Here is a 22307-nt window from a genome sequence, read left to right on the forward strand (position 1 = left end):
CCGGCCATCCACGCGGAATTTACTTAAAAAGCCTGTGCATGGCTGGCCGGCGGTCCGATTTGCTTTGATTCGTCGCGTGGCCGTGCTATCGACCCGCGTCAACCCCACCGATGGGCTCCGATTCTCCGGCGATGCCGCAAGGCACGCCGAGGGCGGCGCTCATCCATAGCTATTTGCGGCAGGGCCGCAGGAAGGAGTTGGCAGATGGCCACGGTGCAACTTCAAGGCATTCGCGAAGCCTTTACGTTCGACGACGTGCTGTTGAAGCCGGGCCTGTCGGACGTCATGCCGGGCGAGGTCGACATCCGCTCCCGCGTCACCCGCGCCATTCCGCTCAACATCCCGATCATGGCCTCCGCCATGGACACGGTCACCGAAGCCCGCATGGCGATCGCCATGGCGCAGGCCGGCGGCCTCGGCGTCATCCACCGCAATTTCGACCCCGAGGGGCAGGCCGCCCAGGTCCGGCAGGTCAAGCGCTACGAGTCGGGCATGGTGGTGAACCCGCTCACCATCAGCCCCGAGGCCACGCTCGACGATGCGCTCAAGCTGATGAGCGACCACGGCATCTCCGGCATTCCCGTCGTCACCGGTGCGAGCAAGAATACGCCCGGCAAGCTGGTCGGCATCCTCACCAACCGCGACGTGCGGTTTGCCACCGACCGCCGGCAAAAAGTCTCCGAGCTGATGACGCATGACGGCCTCGTCACGGTGCGCGAGAATGTCAGCCAGGACGAGGCGCGGCGGATGCTGCACCAGCATCGCATCGAGAAGCTGCTCGTGGTCGACGAGCAATATCGCTGCGTCGGCCTGATCACTGTGAAGGACATGGAGAAGGCGGTCGCCCATCCGCTCGCCTGCAAGGATGCGCAGGGCCGCCTGCGCGTCGCCGCCGCCACCACCGTCGGCGACACCGGCTTCGAGCGCACCGAGCGGCTGATCGATGCCGGCGTCGATCTCGTCGTGGTCGACACCGCACACGGCCATTCCCGCCACGTGCTGCATGCGGTCAATCGCATCAAGCGCCTGTCCAACTCCGTCCAGGTCGTTGCCGGCAACGTCGCCACCACCGAGGGCGCGCAGGCGCTGATCGATGCGGGCGCGGACTGCATCAAGGTCGGCATCGGCCCGGGCTCGATCTGCACCACCCGCATCGTCGCCGGCGTCGGCGTTCCCCAGCTCACCGCGATCATGGATGCGGTGGAAGCTGCAAAGAAGTCCGACATTCCCGTCATTGCCGACGGCGGCATCAAGTTCTCCGGCGACCTTGCGAAGGCGCTCGCCGCTGGCGCCGACATCGCCATGGTCGGCTCGCTGCTCGCCGGCACCGACGAGACCCCCGGCGAAGTGTTCTTGTGGCAGGGCCGTTCCTACAAGGCCTATCGCGGCATGGGCTCGGTCGGCGCGATGGCGCGCGGTTCGGCCGACCGCTACTTCCAGCAGGACATCAAGGACACGCTCAAGCTCGTGCCCGAGGGCATCGAGGGCCAGGTGCCCTACAAGGGCCCGGTCGGCAACGTCATGCACCAGCTCGCCGGCGGCTTGCGCGCCGCGATGGGCTATGTCGGCGCAAAGGACATGAAGGACCTGCACGACAAGGCCCAGTTCGTCCGCATCACCGGCGCGGGCCTGCGCGAAAGCCACGTCCACGACGTCACGATCACGCGTGAGAGCCCGAACTATCCGGGCGCGGGTTAGGCGCTCCGCATTCGGCTGCGCGTCGGTTTCGGCGCGCTCGCCTCGACGACGGTGTCATTCCCCGCGAAAGCGGGGAATCCAGTACGCCGCGGCTTCTCGGTTCAATCACAGCCGCCTCTGGAATACTGGATCGCCCGCTTTCGCGGGCGATGACAGCGAGTGTTGGGATTTGCTTCATTCCCACGTACCTCCTAGATGACTGCAACAAGTAGTCAGGAGGAAGCCATGTCCCAAGCAAAACGCATCGTTCTCGCCGCGCGTCCCGTCGGCGAGCCAAAGCCGTCCGATTTCCGCATCGAGGAATTCGCAGTCCCGGCGCCCGGTGTAGGTGAAGTCCTGCTGCGCACGATCTGGCTCTCGCTCGATCCCTATATGCGCGGGCGCATGAGTGACGGTCCGTCCTACGCAGCACCTGTGCCGGTCGGCGGCGTGATGGAGGGCGAGGCGGTCAGCGAGGTCGCGGCCTCCAACAATCCTGATTTCGCCAAGGGTGACATCGTGCGAGCCCGTACCGGATGGCAGTCGCACGCGATCTCCAACGGCAAGGGCCTGATCAAGGTCGATCCGAAGCTCGGTCCGATCTCGACCTCCATCGGCGTGCTCGGCATGCCCGGCATGACCGCCTATACGGGCCTGCTCGACATCGGCAAGCCGCAGGAAGGCGAGACCGTGGTCGTCGCCGGTGCCTCCGGTGCGGTCGGCTCGGCCGTCGGCCAGATCGCGAAGATCAAGGGGGCGCGCGCGGTCGGCATCGCCGGCGGCAAGGACAAGTGCGACTACGTGGTGAAAGAGCTCGGCTTTGACGAGTGTCTCGATCATCGTGAAATCGATTTCGCCGCGAAGCTGAAGTTTGCCTGCCCGAAAGGCATCGACGTCTATTTCGAGAATGTCGGCGGCGCCGTGTTCGAGGCGGTGTTCCCGCTGCTCAATCCGTTCGCGCGCGTGCCGGTCTGCGGCCTGATCGCCCATTACAACGACACCGAGTCCAAGCCGCCGAAATGGGCGGCCAACATGATGCGCGCGACGCTGACCAAGCGGCTCACCTTCCGCGGCTTCATCGTCTCCGACTTCGCCTCCCGCCATGGCGACTTCCTGCGCGACATGTCCACCTGGGTCCGCGACGGCAAGGTCAAGTACAAGGAGTTCGTCACCGAGGGCCTGGACAGCGCGCCCGGCGCCTTCATGGGGCTCCTGAAGGGCGCCAATTTCGGCAAGCAGCTGGTGCGGGTCGGGCAAGATAAGGCGTAAGGCGTTTTGGGGGCGCGTGAAGAAATGCGCCAGACTAGACGCTAGAGCCCCGGAATGGGGCTCTAGCTGCAAGGCCTAGTTGCAAGGGCGTCACACCCCGGACATCGATGGTTAACAAAGAGTGACCGATCGGCCACACCTGCCCGCAAAAGCCGCAGGTGTGACCGTCGGTTCATTGACGGCTGAGCGAAGGCATTGAATCATCGCGCATATTTTAGGTGCTGCGATGTTAGAGATTGGTATTTTCAGCGTAATCCTTATGGCTGCCGGCTATTGGGCGACCCTGTTCGTCATGGGCCGTCGCGACGACGTCATCCATGGCAAGTTCGTCCACGTCGACGAGGAGGGCGATTTCACGCCAGCCGCGATGCCGGCGCCACCACCGCCATTCCCGCCATTCCCGAAACGTCCGGGCAAAGCTGCGCAGCCTGACAAGGTCCAGCCTGCGAAGGCGGAGGCGAGGCCGGTGAACAGCGATGCGCTGCAATCGCTGCTGGCTGCTATCCAGCAGGATCTCAAGACCATCGCCTGATCCGCGATCCTCAGACGCTGCCGCGCTCGACCAGGAACAGCTCGACCGCGAGCCGCTGCTCGGCGCGCGGCGTGCCTGATAGCCGCGCCAGAAGCAGTTCGCCCGCGATCCGTCCCACGGCCGCCGCATCGAACGAGATGGTGGTGAGACCGGGCGTGATCTGGTCGGCGACGTCGTTGTCGCCGAAGCCGAGCAGCGCCAGATCGCGCGGCACCGAGAGGCCGCGGGCGCGGGCCTCGATCAGCGCGCCGGTCGCGAGCAGATCGTTGGCACAGAACACCGCATCGACGTCGCCGCCGCGTTCGAGCAGGGCGGTGAAGGCGGCGCGGCCGTCGGCCAGTCCCGTGATCTCACCGACACCGATCTCGTGGACGATCTCGAGGCCCAGCTGTGCCGCTGCGTTCCGAAATCCGTCGCGGCGCAGTGCGCCACGGCCGCTGCCGCGGCCGATGAAGGCGACGCGGCGATGTCCGGCTTCAGCCAGCCTGCGCGCCGCCATCGCGCCGGCATCGGCATTGGGCAGGCCGACCAGCATGTCGATGGGGTCGCGCGGAAACGCCCAGGTCTCGATCACGGGAATGCCGAGCTCGAGCAGCGCGGCGCGATTCTCCTCGAGCTCGATCACGCCGGTGAACATCACCGCTGCGGGGCGGATGCCGCGCAGCGACTGGATCATCGCGACTTCCTTGGCATAGGAGTAGGAGGTCTGGCCGACCAGGACCTCGAAGCCTTCCGGCTCCAGCGCGGCGGCAAAGCTGCGCACCGCAAGGCCGAACTGCTGGCTGAGAATGTTGGAGACGAAGGCCATGACGACGTTCGAGCGCCCCGAGCGCAGCGCGCGCGCATGCGGGTTGGAGGCGTAACCGGTCGCCTCGATCACTTCGAGGATGCGCTCGCGGGTCTCGCGATTGACCTTCTCGGGGTGGCGCAGCACCCGCGACACCGTGATCGGCGCAACGCCCGCGCGCTCCGCGACCTCCTCGATGCGCGGCGGTCGCCCGCTCGCGCTGGCGCGGCCGGGCGGCGCTGGAATGCGCACCACGTCGTCATAGGTCGGCTTTGCCGGATCGGTCATCGAATCCCGAGTGTAATCGCAGTCGGTATCGTCTCCAAAACTCAGCGCGCCGGCAGCTCGTCGCGTGACAGCGCGCGGCCGACCTGGACCAGGCAGTCGCCGCTCTGGCTGTCGGTGTGCAGGCGTTGCGAGATCACGATGCCGTCGGCCGGGAAGCGCAACACCTCCTCCGGCAGCTCCGGGCGCTCGAAATCATGATACCAGCCGGCGACGTCGCCGGCCGCAACGCGCGTGCCGACCATGACGGCGGGCTCGAACCAGCCGCGACGGGTCGCGAACACCGCCTGCGCGTGGCTTTGCAGCGCCAGCAATTCGGTGGCGCGCTCGACCGGCGCATGCGGCCCGAGCACCGGGGCCTGGACAAGGCCGAGTGCGAGCAACAGCCGATCGACCGCGCGTGCCGTGAGCGCCATCGTCTGCGGCGTGACGGTGCCGCCGCCGCCGAATTCACCGGAGAGCCCGATCGCGCCGGCGCGTGCAGCCGCGGCCATCGAGGTCGGAGCGGTCGCGCCGTTTTCGGCGACGAAGGCGAAGGGCATGCCGAGCCCTTCCATCAGGCGCAGCGCGTGGCCGAACATCTCGGGCGTGCCCTGCCGCTCGATCAGCGCGCAAGGCACATGCGCCATCGAGGTGCCGCCGGAATGGATGTCGAAGACGACTTCGTGCCGCGGAAACAGCTCGTGCTCGAGGAAGTGCGCAAGCCGGAACGTCGGCGTGCCCGCGGCATCGCCGGGGAAGGCGCGGTTGAGGTTACCTTCGTCGAGCGGCGAGCGGCGCCGCGCCGCCATCACGGCCGGCCAATTGGCGAAGGGCAGGATGGTGATCTCGCCTTTGACGTCCTTTGCATCGAGCCGGCGATACAGCCGCGTCAGCGCGATCTCGCCCTCATATTCGTCGCCGTGATTGCCGGCCATCAAAAGCAGTTTTGGCCCGGTGCCGTTCTTGATCCGGAAGATCGGGATCTTGAGCTGGTAGTAGGGGGAGCGATCGATCGAGAAGGGAATGCCGAGATGGCCCGACCATTTCTGGTCTTTCTCGAAATCGATCTCGTGGAAAAGTCCGGTATGCATGGCTTGCCTCGCGGCCGCGCCGTCGCCGGCGCCGGCCAAAGGTTGAAAGGATGGCGGCGCCCTAGAGCAAGGCGACCGCGGTCATCTCGACGCGCAGGTCGGGATCGGCGAGGCGGGCTTCGACGCAGGCGCGCGCCGGCGGGTTGGCCGGATCGATCCAGGCATCGTAGACCGAGTTCATGGTGTCGAAGTCGGTGATATGAGGCAGGAAGACGTTGACCGCGATCAACTTGGAGCGGTCCGAGCCGGCTTCCTTCAGCAACGCGTCGATCTTGGCGAGCACCTGCTGGGTCTGCGACACGATGCCGGCCTTGCGGTCGTCAGCGACCTGGCCGGCGATGTGCACCATACCGCCGGCGGCGACGGCCTGGCTCATGCGCGAGCCGACGACGTAACGTTTGATCATCTCAAAATTCTCCTCGTGAAGCTTGGCTCCCGCATTGGTGCGGGAGCCGTGTGCTGGTTCACAGCGTCGGCAGCGTCTGCTCTTCCTTGAACCACTTCAGTTGCAACGCGCCGAGCTTGCCGTTGAGCTTGTTGAAGAAGATGTCGGTATTGATCCAGTTGAGCAGGTTCTGCTCGCCCTGGCGCACGCCGACATGAGCCGGCGACTGGCGGATCAGGAATTTCAGCTCGACCTCCTTGGTCGGGTTCTGGTCCTGAACCTTCAACGCGATGGCGCTGTTCTCGGCAAAGGTGTCGGCTTGTCCTGCGAGAAACGCGGCGAGCGCGGCCGGCGTATCCTCGAAACGCACCAGCTTCACCTTCGGCGCGTTGTCGGTGAGCCAGATGTCGAGCGTCGAGCCCTTGGCGACCGCGACACTGCGGCCGTCGAGATTGTCGGGCTTCTTGCCGGTCGCGGCCGGAATTGCCTTGGCGCCATAGACGCCGAGATTCACCACCGCGTAAGGCTGCGAGAACATCACCTGCTGGGCGCGCTCGGGCGTCGCGCCGAGGCCCGCGATCAGGATGTCGATCTTGTCCGAGAGCAGGCTCGGGATGCGCGCTGCGCCCGTCACCGGCACGAGCTCGAGCTTCACGCCCATGTCGGCGGCGATCAGCCGGGCGAGATCGGCGTCGAGGCCTGCGATCTCGCCCTTGTCGTCCTTGAAGCCCCACGGCGCGGCATCGGTCAGCAGGCCGACGCGCAGCTTGCCCGCGCCGAGCACGTCCTGGAGCTTGTCGGCCTGTGCGAGGGTCGGGGCAGCGAGCACGGCGAGCGCGGTGGCTGCGATCGCAAAGAGGGACTTCAGTTGTCTCATGACTCTCTCCTGGTGGCGGATGGCTGGTTGATCATTTGGCGGACGCGATGAAGCTTGCGAGCTCGGGAGTTTCAGGATTGGCGAACAGTTTTGCCGGCGGTCCCTGTTCCCAGACGCGGCCCTGATGCATGAAGACGATGCGGTTGGCGACGTTGCGGGCAAAGCCCATCTCGTGGGTGACGAGGATCATGGTCATACCCTGCTTCGCCATCGCCTCCATCACCTTCAGCACTTCGCCAACGAGCTCGGGGTCGAGCGCGGACGTCACCTCGTCGAACAGCATGAGGTGAGGCGCCATGGCGAGGCAGCGCGCGATGGCGACGCGCTGCTGCTGGCCGCCGGAGAGCTGCTCCGGCCAGGCGTCGATCTTGTCAGCGAGGCCGACGCGGGTCAGCACATCTTCCGCCAGTGCACGCGCTTTCGCTTTGTCGGTGCGGCCGGTGAGGAGCGGGGCGAGCGTGATGTTGCGCTCGACCTTCAGGTGCGGAAACAAATTGAAAGCCTGGAACACGATGCCGACGCGCTGACGGAATGCCTTCAGGTCAGGCATCCTGGCGTGGACCCTTTCGCCCTCGACGCGGATCTCGCCGGAATCGACGCTCTCCAGCGCATTGATGCAGCGGAGCAGGGTCGACTTGCCCGAGCCGGAGCGGCCGATGATCGTGACGATCTCGCCTTCCTTGACGTCGAGCGAGACGCCCTTGAGCACCTCGACCTTGCCGAATGTCTTGTGGACGTCGCGGATTTCAACGAGAGCCATCGAGGCGGGCCTCCAGAGAGCGGGACCAGAGCGTGAGCGGCAGGCACAGCGCGAAATAGATCGCGGCGACGAGCGCGTAGGTGAGCAGCGGCTGGAACGTTGCCGCGCTCACCACTTGGCCGGCGCGGGCGAGTTCGACGAAGCCGAGGATCGAGGCGAGCGAGGTGCCCTTGATGAGCTGCACCAGGAAGCCGACGGTCGGCGGCAGCGACAGCCGCAGTGCCTGCGGCGCGATGATGTGGCGGAATTGCTGCCAGGCGGAGAGGCCGAGACAGCTGCCTGCCTCCCATTGCGCCTGCTTCACGGCTTCCAGCCCGCCGCGCCAGATCTCGCCGAGGAAGGCGGCGGTGTAGAGCGTGTAGGCGACGGTGACGGCAACGAGGGCCGGCACCTGGATGCCCAGGAACATCGGCATGCCGAAATAGAAGAAGAACAGCAGCCCGAGCAGCGGCACGCTTTGGACGATCTGGATGCACGCCGCCATCGTCCAGCGGAGCCCAGCGAAGCGGCTGATGCGGCCCGTGGCGAGCGCCAGCGCCAGCGGCGCACCGAAGGCGAGCGCGAGCACGACCAGCGCAACTGTCCAGCGTAGCGCCGCGAACAGCGAGACGAAATCGATGAGGGTGAAGGATCGCATCGCTTTCCCCTCAGCGCCGCCGCGGCCAGCGGAAGGCCGCCAGACCGATGATGGCGAACAGCGCCTTGAACGACATCGCCATCGCGAAATAGACCACGCAGATCACCGCATAGACCTCGAAGCTGCGATAGGTGCGGCTTTCGATGAAGCCCGCGACGTGGAACAGCTCGTCGGCTGCGACCTGCGAGGCGAGCGAGGTGCCGAGCAGCAGCAGGACGAACTGGCTGGTCACGGCCGGATAGGCGTTGCGCAGCGCCGGCGGCAGCAGGATGTGACGGAACACCTGCCAGCCCGACAGGCCAAGGCACTGGCCGGCCTCGATCTGGTTCTTCGGCACGGAGTCGAGGCCGGCGCGGATGATCTCGACCGAGTAGGCGCCGAAATAGAGCGACAGCGCGACGGCAGCGGCTTCGAACGCCGGCAGCTTCAGGCCGAAGTTCGGCAGCACGAAGAAGACGATGAAGATCTGGATCAGCGACGGCGTGTTGCGGAACAGCTCGATGTAGCCGCGCACCAGCCAGCGCAGTGGCGTGATGCGGCCGTTCAGCGCGACCGCGCCGGCAACGCCGATCAAAAGCCCGGCCAGGGCCGCGATCACGGTCAGCTCGAGCGTGACGATGGCGCCGTCGATGAGCTGGTTCTGATAACGCCACAGCGGCAGGAAATTCATCGCGCGAGCCGCCTCAGCCGAACTGGGTGGGGAGGGCGCGCGTCACCACGCCGTCGGCGTCGAGGCCGAGGATGACGCGCCAGCGGTCGAGGCAGGTGCAGGGATGCGAGATGCCGAAGGCGATGACGTCGCCGACCGTAAGCGTGCCATCGGCACAACGGACAGGAATGCATGCTGGTCATTGAGACGGGTGACCGACAAGGTCTCGGCGAGCCCCTGCTGCGCGACGCCGTCGCGGAAGACGTGTAGCGGCACCGGCAATCCCTGATCGAAGGAGGCATCGCGCATGCCGAAGCCGGCGATCGCAAGGCTTGCCTCCGGCAGCGACAGCACCTCGGCCCAAAGTTTGAGTGCAGGTTGGAAACCCTCGGCCGCCGAGTGCCGCGCGCCGTCGATGACGAGACCGCCGCGACGGTCGAGCTCGGCGAAAGCGCGCGCGTAAATGCCGTGATCGGCGAAGAACAGAGCGCCTGAGCGCAAGAGGACGCCGGCGTTGCCGTCGGCCTGCGTGCTCGGTGCGAGCGCGCGGGCGACGACGTCGAAATAGGCCGAGCCGCCGGCACTGATGATCAGCGGCCGGCTCGGGGCGGCATGACGTACCAGCGCGAAGGCCGCGATGGTGCGCTCCATCAGCGCCGCGATCGCGCGCATCGTCTCGTCGGCATCGGGCGTTGCGACCGCGCCTTCGTAAGTGGCGACGCCGCCGAGCAGGAGGCCGTCGGCCGCGAGCACCGCGGCCATCGTCGCTTCGACCGCGGCGCGATCGCGCGCGCCGGCCCGGCCCGCACCGAGCTCGACCAGCACGGACAATTCGCTGCGGCCCCCAATCCGGGCCGCTTCAGCGAGCGCTGCGACCGCCGCCGGTGAATCCGCGAAGGCGTGAAATTCGACGTCGGGATAGGCGCCGAGCAACGCGCCGAGCCGCCGGCCGGCCGCGAGGCCGCCGATTTCGTTGGCCAGCAGCAGGCGCCGCTCGCCGCTCGCGAGCAGCACGGCGGCCTGCTGGATGTTGGCAACCGTCGTGCCCCAGGCCCCGGCCTCGCGCAGCGATCGCGCGAGCTCCGGCGACATCGGCGTCTTGGCGTGGGGCGCGACAGTGACGCCGGCGCTCTTGCACCAGCGCAGGAAGAGGTCGCGATTGGCTGCGAAGGCGGCTTCATCGAGGGTGAGGGCGGGCAGAGCGAGATCGCCGCGGGAGGGCTGCCAATTCTGGCGGGCGATCTCCTCGATCGGCAGGCCATCGACCAGGGGGATGCCCCGCGTGGTCGTTGAAAGACGTTGGCTCTCCCACCGGGACAAGAACTGCATCGCCGCTCCCTCAGCGGTTCCTCGACCGCTCGGGAACGATATGTCGGAATGACAACGTTGTCATTAGCGCATTCTAGCCAATCTTGGCGCGAATTCGATGCAGTGAGGTAATTAGGTAAGGTGTTGTGCCCGTGAATTGGGCTAGTGCTCGCCGCCCATCTGGGCGAGCAGCTCCTCGATATCGACATCGACCTGGCCCGCGGCCCTGACGTGACGAACTTCGAAACTGTTCGGCCGGAAGCGGTATTCGACGAGCCCGACTTCCTTGATCGCGATCCGGTCCTGGCGCGCGTCGTTGATCCTGAAGCCGGCTGACGGCGCCCAGACATGGCGGGTGTGGCGCCAGGTGAAGTCGCGCCGCTGGTGCACGTGTCCACTGGCGATGAGGCGCAGGTCCACAGTCGAGAACATCTCGATCAGGCGCGCGCGTGCCGGCTGCGGCACGTAGCGGATCGAGGTCTCCGGCGTCTCGGGGTCGTCGGGCAGGTTGAGAAACATCGGCTTGTGCACGAACAGCGCGATCGGCCTGCCGTTGATGCGCGCCATTTCCCGGGACAACCAGTCGAACTGCTCGGCCTCGAAGGCGAGCCCTGAATTCATTACCAGCGAGTTGAGGCCGATGAAGTGCCAGCCGGCCGCTTCGAACGACCAATGGTCTTCGCCGATGATGTCGCGGAATTGTTGGCGGTGCTTTTCCTCGAACGGCGGCTTGGGCGCAGGCCCGATCGCGGTCGGATTGTCGCCGATGTCGTGATTGCCGGGAATGTAGCGGCAGGCGACGGGCAGGGCGGCGTGCCGGCTCTTGGCGAATTCGACATCGTCGCGACTTGTCGGCCCGTCGAAGGAGACGTCGCCGGTGTTGACGACGAGGTCGGGTCTATCAGCGTCGATATGCTCGCTGACGCGATCGAAATTTGCGATCAGGCCGGGGAAGCGCCGGCCGAGATGGGTGTCGGAAATCTGCGTGAGGCGAAATTCGGACATGGGGTGAGCATACGCGTTGTCGCACGTCGGAACGATGACGGCGCGCGCATGCATTGCGATGAAACAAAGTTTAAAGCACGCGATAGCGGATCGTGTAGGCGTCCTGCGGCGCGACGCTGCCGGTGGCCGGCGAGGCGATGCGGTCGGCGAGGTGCCAGGGTCCGAACTGCTCGGACCGGTGCGGCTCGGCGGGCAGGCGGAGGCGGAATTCAAACGTGCCCTTGCCGGGCAGGTTCACGACCAGCACGCGGTCGGCGGTGCGGTGGTTGAGCGCCACGGCGCCGCGCAGCACGGAGCGGCCATCGCCGAGTTCGCGCACGCCGTCGACCAGCGCCAGCGTCTGGTTGCGGTCGGTGTGCAGCTCGATCTGGCTGTCGGTGACCGCCGTGAGCGTTTCCCTGGGCATCCGGATCTCGAACTCGACCGCCGGCTTGGAGGGGTTGAGGCCGAGATAGGCCAGCGCGGCGTGGCGAATGTCGTAGGCGGCGAAGGCGAACAGGGCGAGGGCGGCCAGAGTGGCGAGGCCATGCCTGACGACGTCGCGCCAGCTCCGGTATCTCAGGCGGAAGTACACCGTCATCGCCAGCGCGACCGCGAGCGCCGCCGCCATGCCTGACAGCGCCGACATCAGGACGCCGAGCCGGCCGTCCGCGGATTCGGTCAAAAGGCTGGAGAAGGTGTTCATGTCAGTCTCTTGGCGCTAGCTCGCCTTGCGGCCTCAAGGGGCCGAAATCGCTTTAACTATCGGCCTTTGGTCGCGGGACCGGGAACACCGGTTCAACTCGTTGATTGTCAGCGCCAGCAGTCGCGGCTAATGACGGTCCGCGGTGTTCCGCCTGACGGGAAAGTTCCGATGTCCATCCAAATGGTTTTGCTGCCTGTCTTCGTGCAGGTCGGTCTCACCTTCGCACTCCTGATCGGAATGGTACTGGCGCGCCGGCGCTCGCTGGTCTCCGGCGAGACCAAGAGCCGCGACATTGCGCTGGGCGAGCAGTTCGAATTGCCGGTGCTGTTCTACGCGCTGATCGCGCTGGCGCTGCCCTTGCGCCATGCCGATCTCTTCATCGTGCTGATGTCCTGGGTGTTCGTGGTGACGCGGTTCGCCCATGCCGGCGTGTTCGTCTCCTCCAACGATCCCGGCCGGCGCTCCACGATCTGGCTCGCGGGCGTGCTTGTGCTGCTCGCGATGTGGATCTACTTCGCGCTGAAGATGCTGTTGTTGATCTAGGCGCGCGCATGATCCGGAAAAGTGGATAGCGGTTTTCCGACAAGATCATGCGCAAAACAAAAATAGCCATTCCTGACCTGAAAGATTCAAATGACTCCCGCTGCCCGGCTGTCCGCAGCCATCGAACTGATCGACACCATCGAGAAGGACCGCGTGCCCGCGGCCAAGGCGCTGAAGGAGTGGGGCACCGCGCACCGCTTCGCCGGCTCCGGCGACCGCGCCGCCATCGCCGGCCTCGTCTGGGACGTGCTGCGCCGCTATGCCTCGAGTGCCTTCCTGATGGACGCCGATACCGCGCGCGCCCGGCTGATCGGCATGCTCCGCCTCGAGCGCAACATGGACGCGGCCACCATGGGCGCGCTGTTCGACGGCAGCCGGTTTGCACCGGCGCCGCTGACCGAGGCCGAGCAGGCCGCGCTGGCCTCGCGTTCCCTCAAGGACGCGCCGGCTGCGATCGCCGGCGACTATCCGGACTGGCTCGACCCGTACTTTGCGAAAGTGTTCGGCGAGGAGCGCGCCGCGGAGGCGGCTGCGATGGCGAGCCGGGCGCCGCTCGATTTGCGCGTCAACACGCTAAAATCCAATCGCGACAAGGTGCTGCGCGGGCTTGCTCATCTTCATGCGGAACCGACGCCATGGTCCGCAAACGGCCTGCGCATCGAGCTTTCGGCCGATGCGCGCAATCCCGGCCTCCAGGCGGAGGAGGATTTCATCAAGGGCGCCGTTGAAGTGCAGGATGAGGGATCGCAGCTTGCGGCCAGCTTCACCGCGGCAAAACCCGGCGAGCAGGTGATCGATCTCTGCGCCGGCGCCGGCGGCAAGACGCTGGCGCTCGCGGCCCTGATGCAGGGCAAGGGCCGGCTGATCGCGACCGACAGCGACAAGCGCCAGCTTGCCCCGATCCACGAACGCCTGTCGCGCGCCGGCGTCCACAATGCCGATGTCCGCACGCCCAAGGGCGAGGCCGATCCGCTGGCCGACATCAACGGCACCGCCGACCTCGTCGTGATCGATGCGCCCTGCACGGGAACCGGCACCTGGCGCCGCAACCCCGACGCCAAATGGCGGATGCGCCCCGGCGCGCTGGAGATCCGCCTGCGTGATCAGGCCGAGGTGCTGGAGCGCGCCGTGCCGCTGGTCAAGGCCGGCGGCCGCATCGCCTACATCACCTGTTCGGTGCTGGCGGAAGAGAACGGCGAGCAGGTGAGGGCGTTCGTGGGGCGCCATCCCGAATTCGCGGTCGTGCCGCCGGAGCAGACCGCAAGCGTGCTCTGGGACAAGGCGGAGGATTTCGCAAAGGCCGCGCTGCAGTCGGATGAAGGCTGGCTGATGACGCCGCGCCGAACGGGGACGGACGGGTTCTTTGTCTCGGTGTTGAAGAAGACGTAGGTTCGTAGGGTGGATTAGCCCGCGGCTGCGCGAAGCGCGGTCCGCGGCGTAATCCACCGCTTCTCCGTCCGCTGAAGCAGGCGTTGGTGGATTACGCTACGCTAATCCACCCTACGGTACCGCGTGTGCCGCGGTCCGGTTGCATCCCAAAACAAAAACCCCGCGAACCGAAGCTCGCGGGGCTTTCTAACTCGACGTTCTGCCGGTACGTCCGTGGTCAGAACGGTGCGTGGGCGTTAGCCGACGCGGAGATTGTCAGCCGACGACTTGCCGCTGCGGCGGTCGGCGACGATGTCGAACGAGACCTTCTGACCCTCGTTGAGGGAGGAGAGGCCAGCGCGCTCGACGGCGCTGATGTGAACGAACACGTCCTTCTGGCCGTCATCCGGCTGGATGAAACCATAACCCTTTTGGGTGTTGAACCACTTCACGGTGCCCATAGCCATGGGAATTTCCTTTAGTTAGTTAGAGAGGATACGCACGTGGACCGGTACGCGAAATTGCGCCCATGATCCTGTTCAGTCGATGTTTGGGGAAGTCATCTGAAGCGTGCGCGCCCGTCTGCAACGAAGCGAAGCGGCCCAGTCGTTCGGCCAAGTATCGATGATCACAATATAGCGAGAATTTGGGGCTACTTCAAGGCACCACCCGTGGGCCGGCATGTGGCGCGGCTTTGCTATTTTGCGGTGCAAATGAGCCGCCCGACAGCCCTCAATCCACGATGAAAAGCGTCGCCCCCGTGGCCGTCGAGGACCGGTGCGCGGCGTCGCCGAAGTCCGAGACCTGGTAGCTCATCCCCGCCGTCAGCTTGAACTTGCGGCCGTCGCGCAGCTCCGAGTCGAGCTCGCCCTTGAGCACGTAGAGCACGTGGCCGCGGTCGCACCAATGGTCGGCGAGATAGCCCGGCGAATACTCGACCATCCGCACCCGGAGATCGCCGATGTTGAGCGTCCGCCACTTGGCTTGCCCGGTCTCGCCGGGATGCGTCGTGGCCTCGACCTTGCTCCAGTCGGTGACGGTGAAGGGGGAGGCGGGGAGTTTCATCGGTGGTGATCCTGTCTCAGAGCCGGCGGACGCAGTGTTAGCGCACGCGCGTCCGGCAGTCTCCGTCATTGCGGGCGATACTCGGTGTCATCGCCCGACTTGATCGGGCGATCCAGTATTCCAGAGGCCGCGCCGTGATGCGGAAAAGCCGCGGCGTACTGGATTCCCCGCTGGCGCGGGGAATGACAGCGGTGGGTGGGGCGGCACCGTCTGCACACGATAAGCGCGTGGCCGACAGCAATGCGCGCAAGCGTCACTGCGCCAAATGGTTCGCCGACCCCTGCAAAATCAGCCCCGCTGCATTCACCCGCAGATACTCGCAGATCTTCTTCCCCCGCTCGTTCTCGTAAAACACCACAACGCTGTCAGGGCTGACGAACAGGTCGATCAGTGTAAAATGCAGCTCCGGCAGCAGGGCGAGCGCCTTGCCCCAATACGCCCGCAACGCGTCCTTGCCGCGCACGGTGCCGCTGGCATCGAACCCCATCGCGGGGATGCGGTCCGAGGTCATCACGGTGTCCTCGGCGTAGAGCGTCAGCACGCGCTCGAGATCCCGCGCGTTCCAGGCCTCGACCCAGGTCCGGCCGAGCGCGGCGAGCGTCGATGGCTGATGGTGCTGTGGCATGGCGTTCTCCCCTGATTGCCCCTTGTTTGGCGTGAGGGCATATTAGGTCAATAATACTGACCTATATCCATTTGTCCATGCCCAAAGAAGAATGTGGGCGCGCGCATCGCGCGGTTGCGGGCAGGGGCACGGTCGCGTATTTGCTGGCCATGACAGCAGCACAGAACGACCGCTCCGCGTCGACGCCCTCCGTGGCCTCGGCGCACGACAAGATTCTCATCGTCGACTTCGGCAGCCAGGTGACGCAGCTGATCGCGCGTCGCGTGCGCGAGGACGGCGTCTATTGCGAGATCGTCCCGTTCAACAAGGCCGAAGAGGCCTTCAAGGAGATGAAGCCGAAAGCGGTGATCCTCTCCGGCGGACCTGAGTCGGTGCATGAGGCCGGCTCGCCCCGCGCTCCGCAACTGATCTTCGCCTCCGGCGTGCCAGTGCTCGGTATCTGCTACGGTCAGATGACCATGGCGGAGCAGCTCGGCGGCACCGTCGAGGGCGGCCATCACCGCGAGTTCGGCCGCGCCGATGTCGAGGTGAAGGCGCCGAGCAAGCTGTTCGAGGACGTCTGGTCGCCGGGCGGCAAGAACCAGGTCTGGATGAGCCATGGCGATCGCATCACAAAAATGCCGCCGGGCTTCTCGGTGGCCGGCACCTCGCCGAACGCGCCGTTCGCGATCATCCAGGACGAGACGCGCAAGTACTACGGCCTGATGTTCCACCCCGAAGTGGTGCACACGCCCGACGGCACCAAGCTGATCCGCAATTTCGTCCGCAAGATCGCCGGCCTCTCGGGCGACTGGACCATGCGTGCCTTCCGCGAGGAAGAGATCGCCAAGATCCGCGCCCAGGTCGGCAAGCGCAAGGTGCTCTGCGGCCTCTCCGGTGGCGTCGATTCTGCGGTCGCGGCCGTCTTGATCCACGAAGCCATCGGCGACCAGCTGACTTGCGTCTTCGTCGACCACGGCATGCTCCGCCTCGACGAAGCCAAGACGGTGGTCGACCTGTTCCGCCACCACTACAACATCCCGCTCGTGCACGTGGATGCCTCCAAGCAGTTCCTGGGCGAGCTCGAAGGCGTCACCGATCCCGAAACCAAGCGCAAGACCATCGGCCGCCTCTTCATCGAGGTGTTCGAGGCGGAGGCCAAGAAGATCGGCGGCGCCGACTTCCTGGCGCAGGGCACGCTCTATCCCGATGTGATCGAGAGCGTCTCCTTCACCGGCGGCCCCTCGGTGACGATCAAGTCGCACCACAATGTCGGCGGTCTGCCTGAGCGCATGAACATGAAGCTCGTCGAGCCGCTGCGCGAGCTGTTCAAGGACGAGGTGCGCAAGCTCGGTCGCGAGCTCGGCCTTCCCGAAATCTTCGTCGGCCGCCACCCGTTCCCGGGCCCCGGCCTCGCCATCCGCTGCCCCGGCGACATCACCAGGGACAAGCTCGATATCCTCCGCAAGGCCGATGCCGTCTACATCGACCAGATCCGCAAGCACGGCCTCTACGACGACATCTGGCAGGCCTTCGCCGTGCTGCTCCCGGTGAAGACCGTCGGCGTCATGGGCGACGGCCGCACCTACGACTACGTCGTGGGCCTGCGCGCCGTCACCTCGACCGACGGCATGACCGCGGACTTCTACCAGTTCGACATGAAGTTCTTAGGGGAGACCGCCACGCGCATCATCAACGAGGTGAAGGGCGTGAATAGGGTGGTGTATGACGTGACGAGCAAGCCGCCGGGGACGATTGAATGGGAGTAGGGGGTAAGAAGATTGCTTCGTCAAATGAGCGTATGGCGACGCATCGGTGAACAGCGTGCGGGTTATCTCTTCGACCTCAGCGATTCAATCGCTGTCGTAGAGGCTAGGCATCCTGATCTGTTGGTGGCTGTAAGTAGCGGCAGCATGATCGTGGCCAGCGATTATTCTGGTCAGCACAAGGAAGCCACCCACGAGGCTTATTCGTTTGTCGTTACGACGGACGGTGCCTTGAACGCGTGGCTCCCTTCGCTAAAGGTGTTTCGTGATCGATGGCTGCCGGATGGTCGCCGGATTTCCTTCAAGAAACTTAATGAGCCCGTTCGCTGGCGAGCGCTGCCGTCGTTTCTTGATCTGGCGGGCAATCTAGAAGGAAATCTCATCACAATCTTGGTCGATCGCCGCGTCGGAAGCTTTATGTTGGGCGGCCCTAGTGTCGCTAAAGAAGCATTTGTTGACTGCTTCCCCGCAAATGCTGGCGCCGGAACGATCGAAAAGATGCTTCGCCTTGCAAGCTTCGTTTCTATGATTCTCTCGGGATTCCGTCGCGAAGACCAATTGTCTTTTTGGATAAGCGACCACGATGAGGCGTTGGATAGCTACGAGAAGCGTGAGCTATTCGGGCGCCTGTCGACGTATCTTACGTTTGGCGTCACTGGTTGGAGGTGTCCCGCCAACCACATATTCGGGACTACTGAAACGCCTGATGCTCCTTATTGGTCCGAAGATCTTGCAGCGGTGGCTGATCTTGCTGCCGGAGCATACTGCCAAATGAGTCCGCACCTTCCTGCATTTCTTGGTGATGTCGGTGAAAAGACCTGGCAAGTGAGGATGGCCTCGACCGACGTCGAAAGCTTGCGTGCTCGAACGATAGGCGACTGGCTAGCAAAAGGAGGTGGCGCTCTTAGGCACTTGTTGCTGCGATTGGAGCTAGATATCAATCTTGAGGTTAGAGCATCCGCTCAGGCCTTCCGAGCACGTCAAAGCGGTACGTAGTTGTCAAAGCCGTTGACCTCACCCACGTGGCCACTGAGCAGGACGGGGCGTTGAAAGGCCGATTGCGCACTAGTTGGAGGTGAGTAGGCTCACATGGTGGAGAAACAGCCAACAGAGGAGAGGGAGCCCACTTGGCGAGTGCTGTTCGGTCGGCGTTTCGACCCGTCGGAGACCCCCCAGAATTCAGTCTACCTAATAGCGGCAGCTGACAATTGGAACGATTTTGGTCACTATACGCGCGTCGATTATCAAATTCGTTCGCGCGCAGAAAGTCGACCCGCCGAAGTAAGCGGTCTGATTGGCTTTATCGCCCCCAAAAGCGGTAGAAACGATAGGAGTTTGCTGGACCAGTTGGTCCAAGCTGCGGGGCAATCTACCGTCGATGCTGATTATAAAGATCAGTTCTTCACGATGCTGCCAAGCCTCGAGGCCTATCGATCCTTGGTGCAGGAACTGGGGCCGGACATCGCCGCCCAAGCTCTGATCGCCGTAAATGATCTAGTAGCTCTTTCCGAGTTTAAAGGAGCGTCCGAGCTTTTGAAGCGAGCCGTGCAAACGGAAGTATTCTCTCTGTCGTTTATGCGCAGTTCCGACACGTTTTTTGCTTTCAACAATGCGGGTCCAATTCTCCGCGGCCTGTCTAATGAGCAGACGGGAATTCTGTCGCCAACGTTGGCGATTCGATTTCAACTGCCGGGACGTAAAAATGAGCACGAGCTAGCGTTTCGGTTCGCCCATGAAGGTGAGCTGCCAAAGCGTATTGCGGTCGTTATCGGAAAGAACGGAGTTGGGAAGAGCCAAACCTTAAATCGCATTGCTAGAGCGGCAATTGAAGGCTCGGATTTGCTGACGGATGGTGTGCCCGGTGGACGGCCCCTCATCAATCGCCTGTTGGCATTCGCGCCAACAAATGAAGCCGAGTCCGTATTTCCGTCTGATAAAAGGAAGTGGCCTCGTATATGGTATCGGCGCTATTCATTGAACCGCTCGCGCCGCTCGAGGCGGAACGAATACGTGTCGGATCTGATCATCCAAGTCGCGCGTTCAACGCAAACGATCGCGTCGCAGTCGCGCTGGGAGATATTTCTAGGGGCGTTAGATGCAATTGCTGCACCTAGGCAGCTTCATCTGGAGAGCTCTCTGTCCTTCGAGCCCTACGTGCGTCTGTCTAGTCTCAGTCGAGGGTCGGAAAAGAGTGTCCTAGAGAAGCTCGCCTCAATTAATGTTCGAGCTGAGCCCGTGCGCCTTATCGATGGTGATGGTTATCCGCTCAGCAGTGGAGAGCTCTCATTTCTGAAATTTGCTGCCCAAGCGAGTCTACACATTGAGAACGGATCGCTATTGCTCCTCGATGAACCAGAAACTCATCTGCATCCTAATTTTATCAGTCGCTTCGTCGCACTTTTGAATCATCTTCTGGAGGCTACGGGGTCCGCAGCGATCATCGCAACTCACTCCGCTTATTTCGTTCGCGAGGTATTCCGCGAGCAAGTTACGATTCTTAGCGATAACGACGGAGTCGTATTGGCGCAAAGACCCACTCTACGAACGTTCGGCGCCGATGTCGGGGCAATCTCGTACTTCGTGTTCGGGGAAGATGAATTCTCGAAGCTGGCGTCTGAGGTGGAGCGCGCAATAATTGCGACAAAGTCGTCATGGGCAGAAATTTATGAGAGGTTTAAGGATGAGCTCTCGCTAGAAATGCTCAACTCTCTACGAGCCGCGATTGAGGGCGTGGAAGCAAGTGAATAGGCTGCCATTGCCCGATTTTGATGATGCGGAGGCGTTTCTCGCGCTGTCGAACAACGTGCGTTTACGAAGTTATCCGCACCTCCAACCTCTGGTGCCCGATGTTCAGGCTGGCTACGAGCAATACGCAGCCGTGGGCGGGCAGCCTGGGCTAGTCCATAATTGGGCGGTAAGCCCTGCTGTCGCGAAGTTACTGAAGGGGCACTACGCGTCCCCGCCACAGGATTTAGCCCATCTTGCGAAGATGCGGGAATCGTCCGAGCACTTGGTGTGTCCTATGTGTGGATCGATGCATAGTGGCACTCTTGATCATTATTTGCCGAAGGAGCCGTTTCCGGTCTTTGCAATCTTCTCAAAGAATCTTGTTCCAGCGTGTAAGTGCAACACCAGACGCGGAGAAGTCGTAATGGGTGCTGACGCGAACGAGCGCGTGCTGCACCCGTACTTCGATGCGTGTTTGGATGAGAGACTCATTGGAGCGCAGTTCGGCGATCTCGGAGATGTTCCGCGCGTCTCGATCGCGCTAATGGTTCCAGATACGCATCCGCAGTATTCGGCTATTGCCTTCCATGTGAAGACGATTATCGAGCGATCGGCGATCAGAAGATACTTGGCTGCGCGCTGGAGTAAATTCTTTCTGAAGCCAAGTTTGGTAGTTCGCGCGTTAGAGAAGAATGTGTCAGAGGAAGGAGAGGTCGAGGCAATCTTGCACAAAGAACGCCAAGCATTTGATGAATTGCATGGCAGCAAGAACAACTGGAATTCGATATTTATTTCCGGACTGTTGCATCCTGAAGCAATCTCTTGGCTAACTCAACGATTGTCGGCTCCGGGGCGCGTGCCAGACAGTGCATTGAGGTAGGTGCGCGTTGCCCCATGGCACGAGGTCCGCGTTCCTCTCTGGCGCTTGCCTTCGTGTCCAGCGCAATCACTGACTGCTAGGGATTACGGTGAAAGTGCATTTAACTATCGTTCGCCAAAGCTTGCGAGTCGAATGCACTGTCACCGCAACTCGACGTTTTAGGATTTTACTCCTCGGGCCAAATCATACGGTCGTAGATCAATTACTGCTCCTTCTTGAACAAATCCTGGAAGATGAGCTGGCCCCAGATGCGGCCGCGTGCGTGCACCAGCGCGCCACCTTCGTTGAGCTTTCCCAGCTTGACGGGTGCGAAGCCGAGTTGTTTGGCCAAGGCCACCACGGGAGCGGTCGCGTCCTCGTCGTCACCAGACAGGAAGACCACCCGGTGGCCGCCCTCGACGACCGGATCGGCAGCCAGGGTGGCCGCAACCAGATGATTGAAAGCTTTCACGAGCCTGGCGCCGGTGAACGCCTTCGCGGCGAAGGCGGAGGACGGGAGACCGTCCAGCTCCTCAGGGGGAACCAACGCGTTCATCGCGTCGATGACGGTCTTGCCTTCCCAGCTCGGCAGGGCCTTCGCAACCTCGCGATGCTCCCCGAACGGGACCGCCAGGATGATCGTGTCGGCCTCGAGTGCTTCCCGCAGCGACTTGGCGACGACCGAGGGTCCGATCGCCCGAGCCTGTGGCGCCAACACCTCGGGCGGCCGGCGGCTCGCGACTGTCACGTCGATGTTCTTGCGGGCGAAGGCATGGGCGAGGGCCTGGCCTACCTTGCCGAATCCTATAATCGCGTAGCTCATCATGCGTCTCCGTTTTTCAAATGGCCGAGAAGCCACCGTCGACAGACAACTCCACCCCATTCACGAAGCTCGAATCGTCTGAAGCAAGAAACAGCGCGACCGCCGCAATTTCCTCAGGACGTCCCATCTTTCCCCGCGGGATCAGGGATTCGAACATCCGCTTCGCCTCCTCGGTGAGAACCTGGTCCTGCATCGGTGTGGCGATCGGCCCCGGGCTCAGCACGTTCACCCGGATATTCCTGCCCTTCAGTTCGTTGAGCCACGTGCGTGCGAATGAGCGCAACGCCGCCTTGCTCGCCGCATACACGCCGTACCCAGGAAAACCTTTCACCGACGCAACTGACCCCGTCATGAAGATCGATCCGCCATCGCTGAACAGCGGCAACGCCTTCTGAACCGTGAACAGCGTGCCGCGCGTATTCAGGCCGAAGGCCGCATCGAAATGCTGCTCGGTAATCTCGCTCAGTGGGACGGCTTCGCCCGTGCCGGCGCTTGCGTACAGGATGTCGATCCTGCCCTTTTCCGTATCCCTCCATTGAAGGCCGCCTTGTTTGACGAACGTTATAGCTGCAGGTCCTAGGGGTAATCCTAGGAGAAGTGGTATGACGATTTCGAGGACGGAG

24 protein-coding genes and 1 pseudogene are annotated in these 22307 nt (G+C 63.6%); 9 read left to right on the forward strand and 16 right to left on the reverse strand.

Annotation, left to right across the window (positions count from 1 at the left end; all coding sequences use genetic code 11):
* Nucleotides 1-204 precede the first annotated feature (204 nt).
* The 3 genes from guaB to IVB46_RS25865 all read left to right on the forward strand — a co-directional run bounded on the left by guaB (nucleotide 205) and on the right by IVB46_RS25865 (nucleotide 3478).
* The gene (guaB, locus tag IVB46_RS25855; RefSeq protein ID WP_028150953.1) at nucleotides 205-1698 is read left to right on the forward strand and encodes an IMP dehydrogenase; all 1494 of its coding nucleotides are present in this window, start codon (nucleotides 205-207) and stop codon (nucleotides 1696-1698) included.
* Nucleotides 1699-1923: 225 nt separating this feature from the next.
* Nucleotides 1924-2946 (forward strand): NADP-dependent oxidoreductase, encoded by a 1023-nt coding sequence (locus IVB46_RS25860; protein ID WP_247312092.1) that lies wholly within the window; start codon nucleotides 1924-1926, stop codon nucleotides 2944-2946.
* 226 nt (nucleotides 2947-3172) lie between these two features.
* Complete coding sequence (locus tag IVB46_RS25865) at nucleotides 3173-3478, forward strand: hypothetical protein (protein WP_247312094.1); 306 nt, start codon at nucleotides 3173-3175, stop codon at nucleotides 3476-3478.
* A gap of 10 nt (nucleotides 3479-3488) precedes the next feature.
* On the opposite strand, the gene IVB46_RS25870 is transcribed toward IVB46_RS25865, so the two are convergent.
* The 11 genes and pseudogenes from IVB46_RS25870 to IVB46_RS25915 all read right to left on the reverse strand — a co-directional run bounded on the left by IVB46_RS25870 (nucleotide 3489) and on the right by IVB46_RS25915 (nucleotide 11929).
* Nucleotides 3489-4553 carry a LacI family DNA-binding transcriptional regulator gene (locus tag IVB46_RS25870; protein WP_247312097.1) on the reverse strand — a complete coding sequence of 355 codons (1065 nt, stop codon included), beginning with the start codon at nucleotides 4551-4553 and terminating at the stop codon, nucleotides 3489-3491.
* A 41-nt stretch (nucleotides 4554-4594) separates the two neighbouring features.
* Nucleotides 4595-5623 carry a succinylglutamate desuccinylase/aspartoacylase family protein gene (locus IVB46_RS25875; RefSeq protein ID WP_247312102.1) on the reverse strand — a complete coding sequence of 343 codons (1029 nt, stop codon included), beginning with the start codon at nucleotides 5621-5623 and terminating at the stop codon, nucleotides 4595-4597.
* A gap of 61 nt (nucleotides 5624-5684) precedes the next feature.
* Nucleotides 5685-6029 carry a RidA family protein gene (locus tag IVB46_RS25880; protein WP_018645782.1) on the reverse strand — a complete coding sequence of 115 codons (345 nt, stop codon included), beginning with the start codon at nucleotides 6027-6029 and terminating at the stop codon, nucleotides 5685-5687.
* Between the two features lie 58 nt (nucleotides 6030-6087).
* Nucleotides 6088-6885, reverse strand: coding sequence for a transporter substrate-binding domain-containing protein (locus IVB46_RS25885; RefSeq protein ID WP_247312105.1), 798 nt, complete (start codon nucleotides 6883-6885; stop codon nucleotides 6088-6090).
* A 31-nt stretch (nucleotides 6886-6916) separates the two neighbouring features.
* Nucleotides 6917-7645, reverse strand: a complete 729-nt coding sequence (locus tag IVB46_RS25890) for an amino acid ABC transporter ATP-binding protein (protein WP_247312108.1) — start codon at nucleotides 7643-7645, stop codon at nucleotides 6917-6919.
* Nucleotides 7632-8282, reverse strand: coding sequence for an amino acid ABC transporter permease (locus tag IVB46_RS25895; protein ID WP_071914840.1), 651 nt, complete (start codon nucleotides 8280-8282; stop codon nucleotides 7632-7634). Before IVB46_RS25895 ends, IVB46_RS25890 begins: the two co-directional genes overlap by 14 nt.
* Nucleotides 8283-8292: 10 nt before the next feature.
* Complete coding sequence (locus IVB46_RS25900; RefSeq protein ID WP_063983789.1) at nucleotides 8293-8952, reverse strand: amino acid ABC transporter permease; 660 nt, start codon at nucleotides 8950-8952, stop codon at nucleotides 8293-8295.
* A 13-nt stretch (nucleotides 8953-8965) separates the two neighbouring features.
* On the reverse strand, nucleotides 8966-9121 hold the full coding sequence (locus IVB46_RS45125; protein WP_346016142.1) for a hypothetical protein: 156 nt from the start codon (nucleotides 9119-9121) through the stop codon (nucleotides 8966-8968).
* Nucleotides 9122-9165: 44 nt separating this feature from the next.
* Nucleotides 9166-10260: pseudogene (locus IVB46_RS25905) on the reverse strand (alanine racemase); the annotation flags it as partial.
* Nucleotides 10261-10401: 141 nt separating this feature from the next.
* Nucleotides 10402-11244 carry a metallophosphoesterase gene (locus IVB46_RS25910; RefSeq protein WP_247312116.1) on the reverse strand — a complete coding sequence of 281 codons (843 nt, stop codon included), beginning with the start codon at nucleotides 11242-11244 and terminating at the stop codon, nucleotides 10402-10404.
* 70 nt (nucleotides 11245-11314) lie between these two features.
* Nucleotides 11315-11929: an acriflavin resistance protein gene (locus tag IVB46_RS25915; RefSeq protein ID WP_247312119.1), complete on the reverse strand. Its 615-nt coding sequence runs from the start codon at nucleotides 11927-11929 to the stop codon at nucleotides 11315-11317.
* A gap of 168 nt (nucleotides 11930-12097) precedes the next feature.
* On the opposite strand from IVB46_RS25915, the gene IVB46_RS25920 reads away from it, so the two are divergent.
* Both IVB46_RS25920 and IVB46_RS25925 read left to right on the forward strand, forming a co-directional pair.
* A complete protein-coding gene (locus tag IVB46_RS25920) occupies nucleotides 12098-12472 on the forward strand; it encodes an MAPEG family protein (RefSeq protein WP_063986431.1) in 375 nt (124 codons plus the stop codon).
* Between the two features lie 90 nt (nucleotides 12473-12562).
* On the forward strand, nucleotides 12563-13861 hold the full coding sequence (locus IVB46_RS25925; protein ID WP_247312121.1) for an RsmB/NOP family class I SAM-dependent RNA methyltransferase: 1299 nt from the start codon (nucleotides 12563-12565) through the stop codon (nucleotides 13859-13861).
* Nucleotides 13862-14097: 236 nt separating this feature from the next.
* Here IVB46_RS25925 and IVB46_RS25930 read toward each other — a convergent pair whose 3' ends face one another.
* From IVB46_RS25930 to IVB46_RS25940, 3 genes are all read right to left on the reverse strand, one after another.
* On the reverse strand, nucleotides 14098-14307 hold the full coding sequence (locus tag IVB46_RS25930; RefSeq protein WP_008141931.1) for a cold-shock protein: 210 nt from the start codon (nucleotides 14305-14307) through the stop codon (nucleotides 14098-14100).
* A 265-nt stretch (nucleotides 14308-14572) separates the two neighbouring features.
* Nucleotides 14573-14905, reverse strand: a complete 333-nt coding sequence (locus IVB46_RS25935; RefSeq protein WP_247312124.1) for a DHCW motif cupin fold protein — start codon at nucleotides 14903-14905, stop codon at nucleotides 14573-14575.
* A 253-nt stretch (nucleotides 14906-15158) separates the two neighbouring features.
* A complete protein-coding gene (locus tag IVB46_RS25940; protein WP_063983784.1) occupies nucleotides 15159-15530 on the reverse strand; it encodes a nuclear transport factor 2 family protein in 372 nt (123 codons plus the stop codon).
* Between the two features lie 149 nt (nucleotides 15531-15679).
* Here IVB46_RS25940 and guaA point away from each other — a divergent pair, with 149 nt between their 5' ends.
* The 4 genes from guaA (at nucleotide 15680) to IVB46_RS25960 (ending at nucleotide 20882) form a co-directional block, all read left to right on the forward strand.
* The gene (gene guaA, locus IVB46_RS25945; protein WP_247312126.1) at nucleotides 15680-17278 is read left to right on the forward strand and encodes a glutamine-hydrolyzing GMP synthase; all 1599 of its coding nucleotides are present in this window, start codon (nucleotides 15680-15682) and stop codon (nucleotides 17276-17278) included.
* 24 nt (nucleotides 17279-17302) lie between these two features.
* Nucleotides 17303-18271 (forward strand): hypothetical protein, encoded by a 969-nt coding sequence (locus IVB46_RS25950; protein ID WP_247312128.1) that lies wholly within the window; start codon nucleotides 17303-17305, stop codon nucleotides 18269-18271.
* A gap of 93 nt (nucleotides 18272-18364) precedes the next feature.
* Nucleotides 18365-20023, forward strand: coding sequence for an AAA family ATPase (locus IVB46_RS25955; RefSeq protein WP_247312131.1), 1659 nt, complete (start codon nucleotides 18365-18367; stop codon nucleotides 20021-20023).
* Between the two features lie 7 nt (nucleotides 20024-20030).
* Nucleotides 20031-20882 carry a hypothetical protein gene (locus IVB46_RS25960; protein WP_247312135.1) on the forward strand — a complete coding sequence of 284 codons (852 nt, stop codon included), beginning with the start codon at nucleotides 20031-20033 and terminating at the stop codon, nucleotides 20880-20882.
* A gap of 202 nt (nucleotides 20883-21084) precedes the next feature.
* On the opposite strand, the gene IVB46_RS25965 is transcribed toward IVB46_RS25960, so the two are convergent.
* Both IVB46_RS25965 and IVB46_RS25970 read right to left on the reverse strand, forming a co-directional pair.
* On the reverse strand, nucleotides 21085-21684 hold the full coding sequence (locus tag IVB46_RS25965; RefSeq protein WP_247312245.1) for an NAD(P)-binding domain-containing protein: 600 nt from the start codon (nucleotides 21682-21684) through the stop codon (nucleotides 21085-21087).
* Nucleotides 21685-21700: 16 nt separating this feature from the next.
* The coding region (locus tag IVB46_RS25970; protein WP_247343740.1) for an SDR family oxidoreductase at nucleotides 21701-22307 on the reverse strand (607 nt) is incomplete at its 5' end.

Source organism: Bradyrhizobium sp. 61 (assembly GCF_023073075.1).
In the GTDB taxonomy this organism is placed as follows: domain Bacteria; phylum Pseudomonadota; class Alphaproteobacteria; order Rhizobiales; family Xanthobacteraceae; genus Bradyrhizobium; species Bradyrhizobium barranii.

Coding starts and splice junctions, on each gene's coding strand:
- IVB46_RS25900 (WP_063983789.1), bottom strand. CDS start 8,952: ATGAATTTCCTGCCGCTGTGGCGTTATCAGAACCAGCTCATCGACGGC.
- IVB46_RS25965 (WP_247312245.1), bottom strand. CDS start 21,684: ATGAGCTACGCGATTATAGGATTCGGCAAGGTAGGCCAGGCCCTCGCC.
- IVB46_RS25930 (WP_008141931.1), bottom strand. CDS start 14,307: ATGGCTATGGGCACCGTGAAGTGGTTCAACACCCAAAAGGGTTATGGT.
- IVB46_RS25950 (WP_247312128.1), top strand. CDS start 17,303: ATGAGCGTATGGCGACGCATCGGTGAACAGCGTGCGGGTTATCTCTTC.
- IVB46_RS25920 (WP_063986431.1), top strand. CDS start 12,098: ATGTCCATCCAAATGGTTTTGCTGCCTGTCTTCGTGCAGGTCGGTCTC.
- IVB46_RS25925 (WP_247312121.1), top strand. CDS start 12,563: ATGACTCCCGCTGCCCGGCTGTCCGCAGCCATCGAACTGATCGACACC.
- IVB46_RS25910 (WP_247312116.1), bottom strand. CDS start 11,244: ATGTCCGAATTTCGCCTCACGCAGATTTCCGACACCCATCTCGGCCGG.
- IVB46_RS25940 (WP_063983784.1), bottom strand. CDS start 15,530: ATGCCACAGCACCATCAGCCATCGACGCTCGCCGCGCTCGGCCGGACC.
- IVB46_RS25865 (WP_247312094.1), top strand. CDS start 3,173: ATGTTAGAGATTGGTATTTTCAGCGTAATCCTTATGGCTGCCGGCTAT.
- IVB46_RS25885 (WP_247312105.1), bottom strand. CDS start 6,885: ATGAGACAACTGAAGTCCCTCTTTGCGATCGCAGCCACCGCGCTCGCC.
- IVB46_RS25875 (WP_247312102.1), bottom strand. CDS start 5,623: ATGCATACCGGACTTTTCCACGAGATCGATTTCGAGAAAGACCAGAAA.
- guaB (WP_028150953.1), top strand. CDS start 205: ATGGCCACGGTGCAACTTCAAGGCATTCGCGAAGCCTTTACGTTCGAC.
- IVB46_RS25935 (WP_247312124.1), bottom strand. CDS start 14,905: ATGAAACTCCCCGCCTCCCCCTTCACCGTCACCGACTGGAGCAAGGTC.
- IVB46_RS25880 (WP_018645782.1), bottom strand. CDS start 6,029: ATGATCAAACGTTACGTCGTCGGCTCGCGCATGAGCCAGGCCGTCGCC.
- IVB46_RS25895 (WP_071914840.1), bottom strand. CDS start 8,282: ATGCGATCCTTCACCCTCATCGATTTCGTCTCGCTGTTCGCGGCGCTA.
- IVB46_RS25890 (WP_247312108.1), bottom strand. CDS start 7,645: ATGGCTCTCGTTGAAATCCGCGACGTCCACAAGACATTCGGCAAGGTC.
- IVB46_RS25955 (WP_247312131.1), top strand. CDS start 18,365: ATGGTGGAGAAACAGCCAACAGAGGAGAGGGAGCCCACTTGGCGAGTG.
- IVB46_RS25915 (WP_247312119.1), bottom strand. CDS start 11,929: ATGAACACCTTCTCCAGCCTTTTGACCGAATCCGCGGACGGCCGGCTC.
- IVB46_RS25860 (WP_247312092.1), top strand. CDS start 1,924: ATGTCCCAAGCAAAACGCATCGTTCTCGCCGCGCGTCCCGTCGGCGAG.
- guaA (WP_247312126.1), top strand. CDS start 15,680: ATGACAGCAGCACAGAACGACCGCTCCGCGTCGACGCCCTCCGTGGCC.
- IVB46_RS25870 (WP_247312097.1), bottom strand. CDS start 4,553: ATGACCGATCCGGCAAAGCCGACCTATGACGACGTGGTGCGCATTCCA.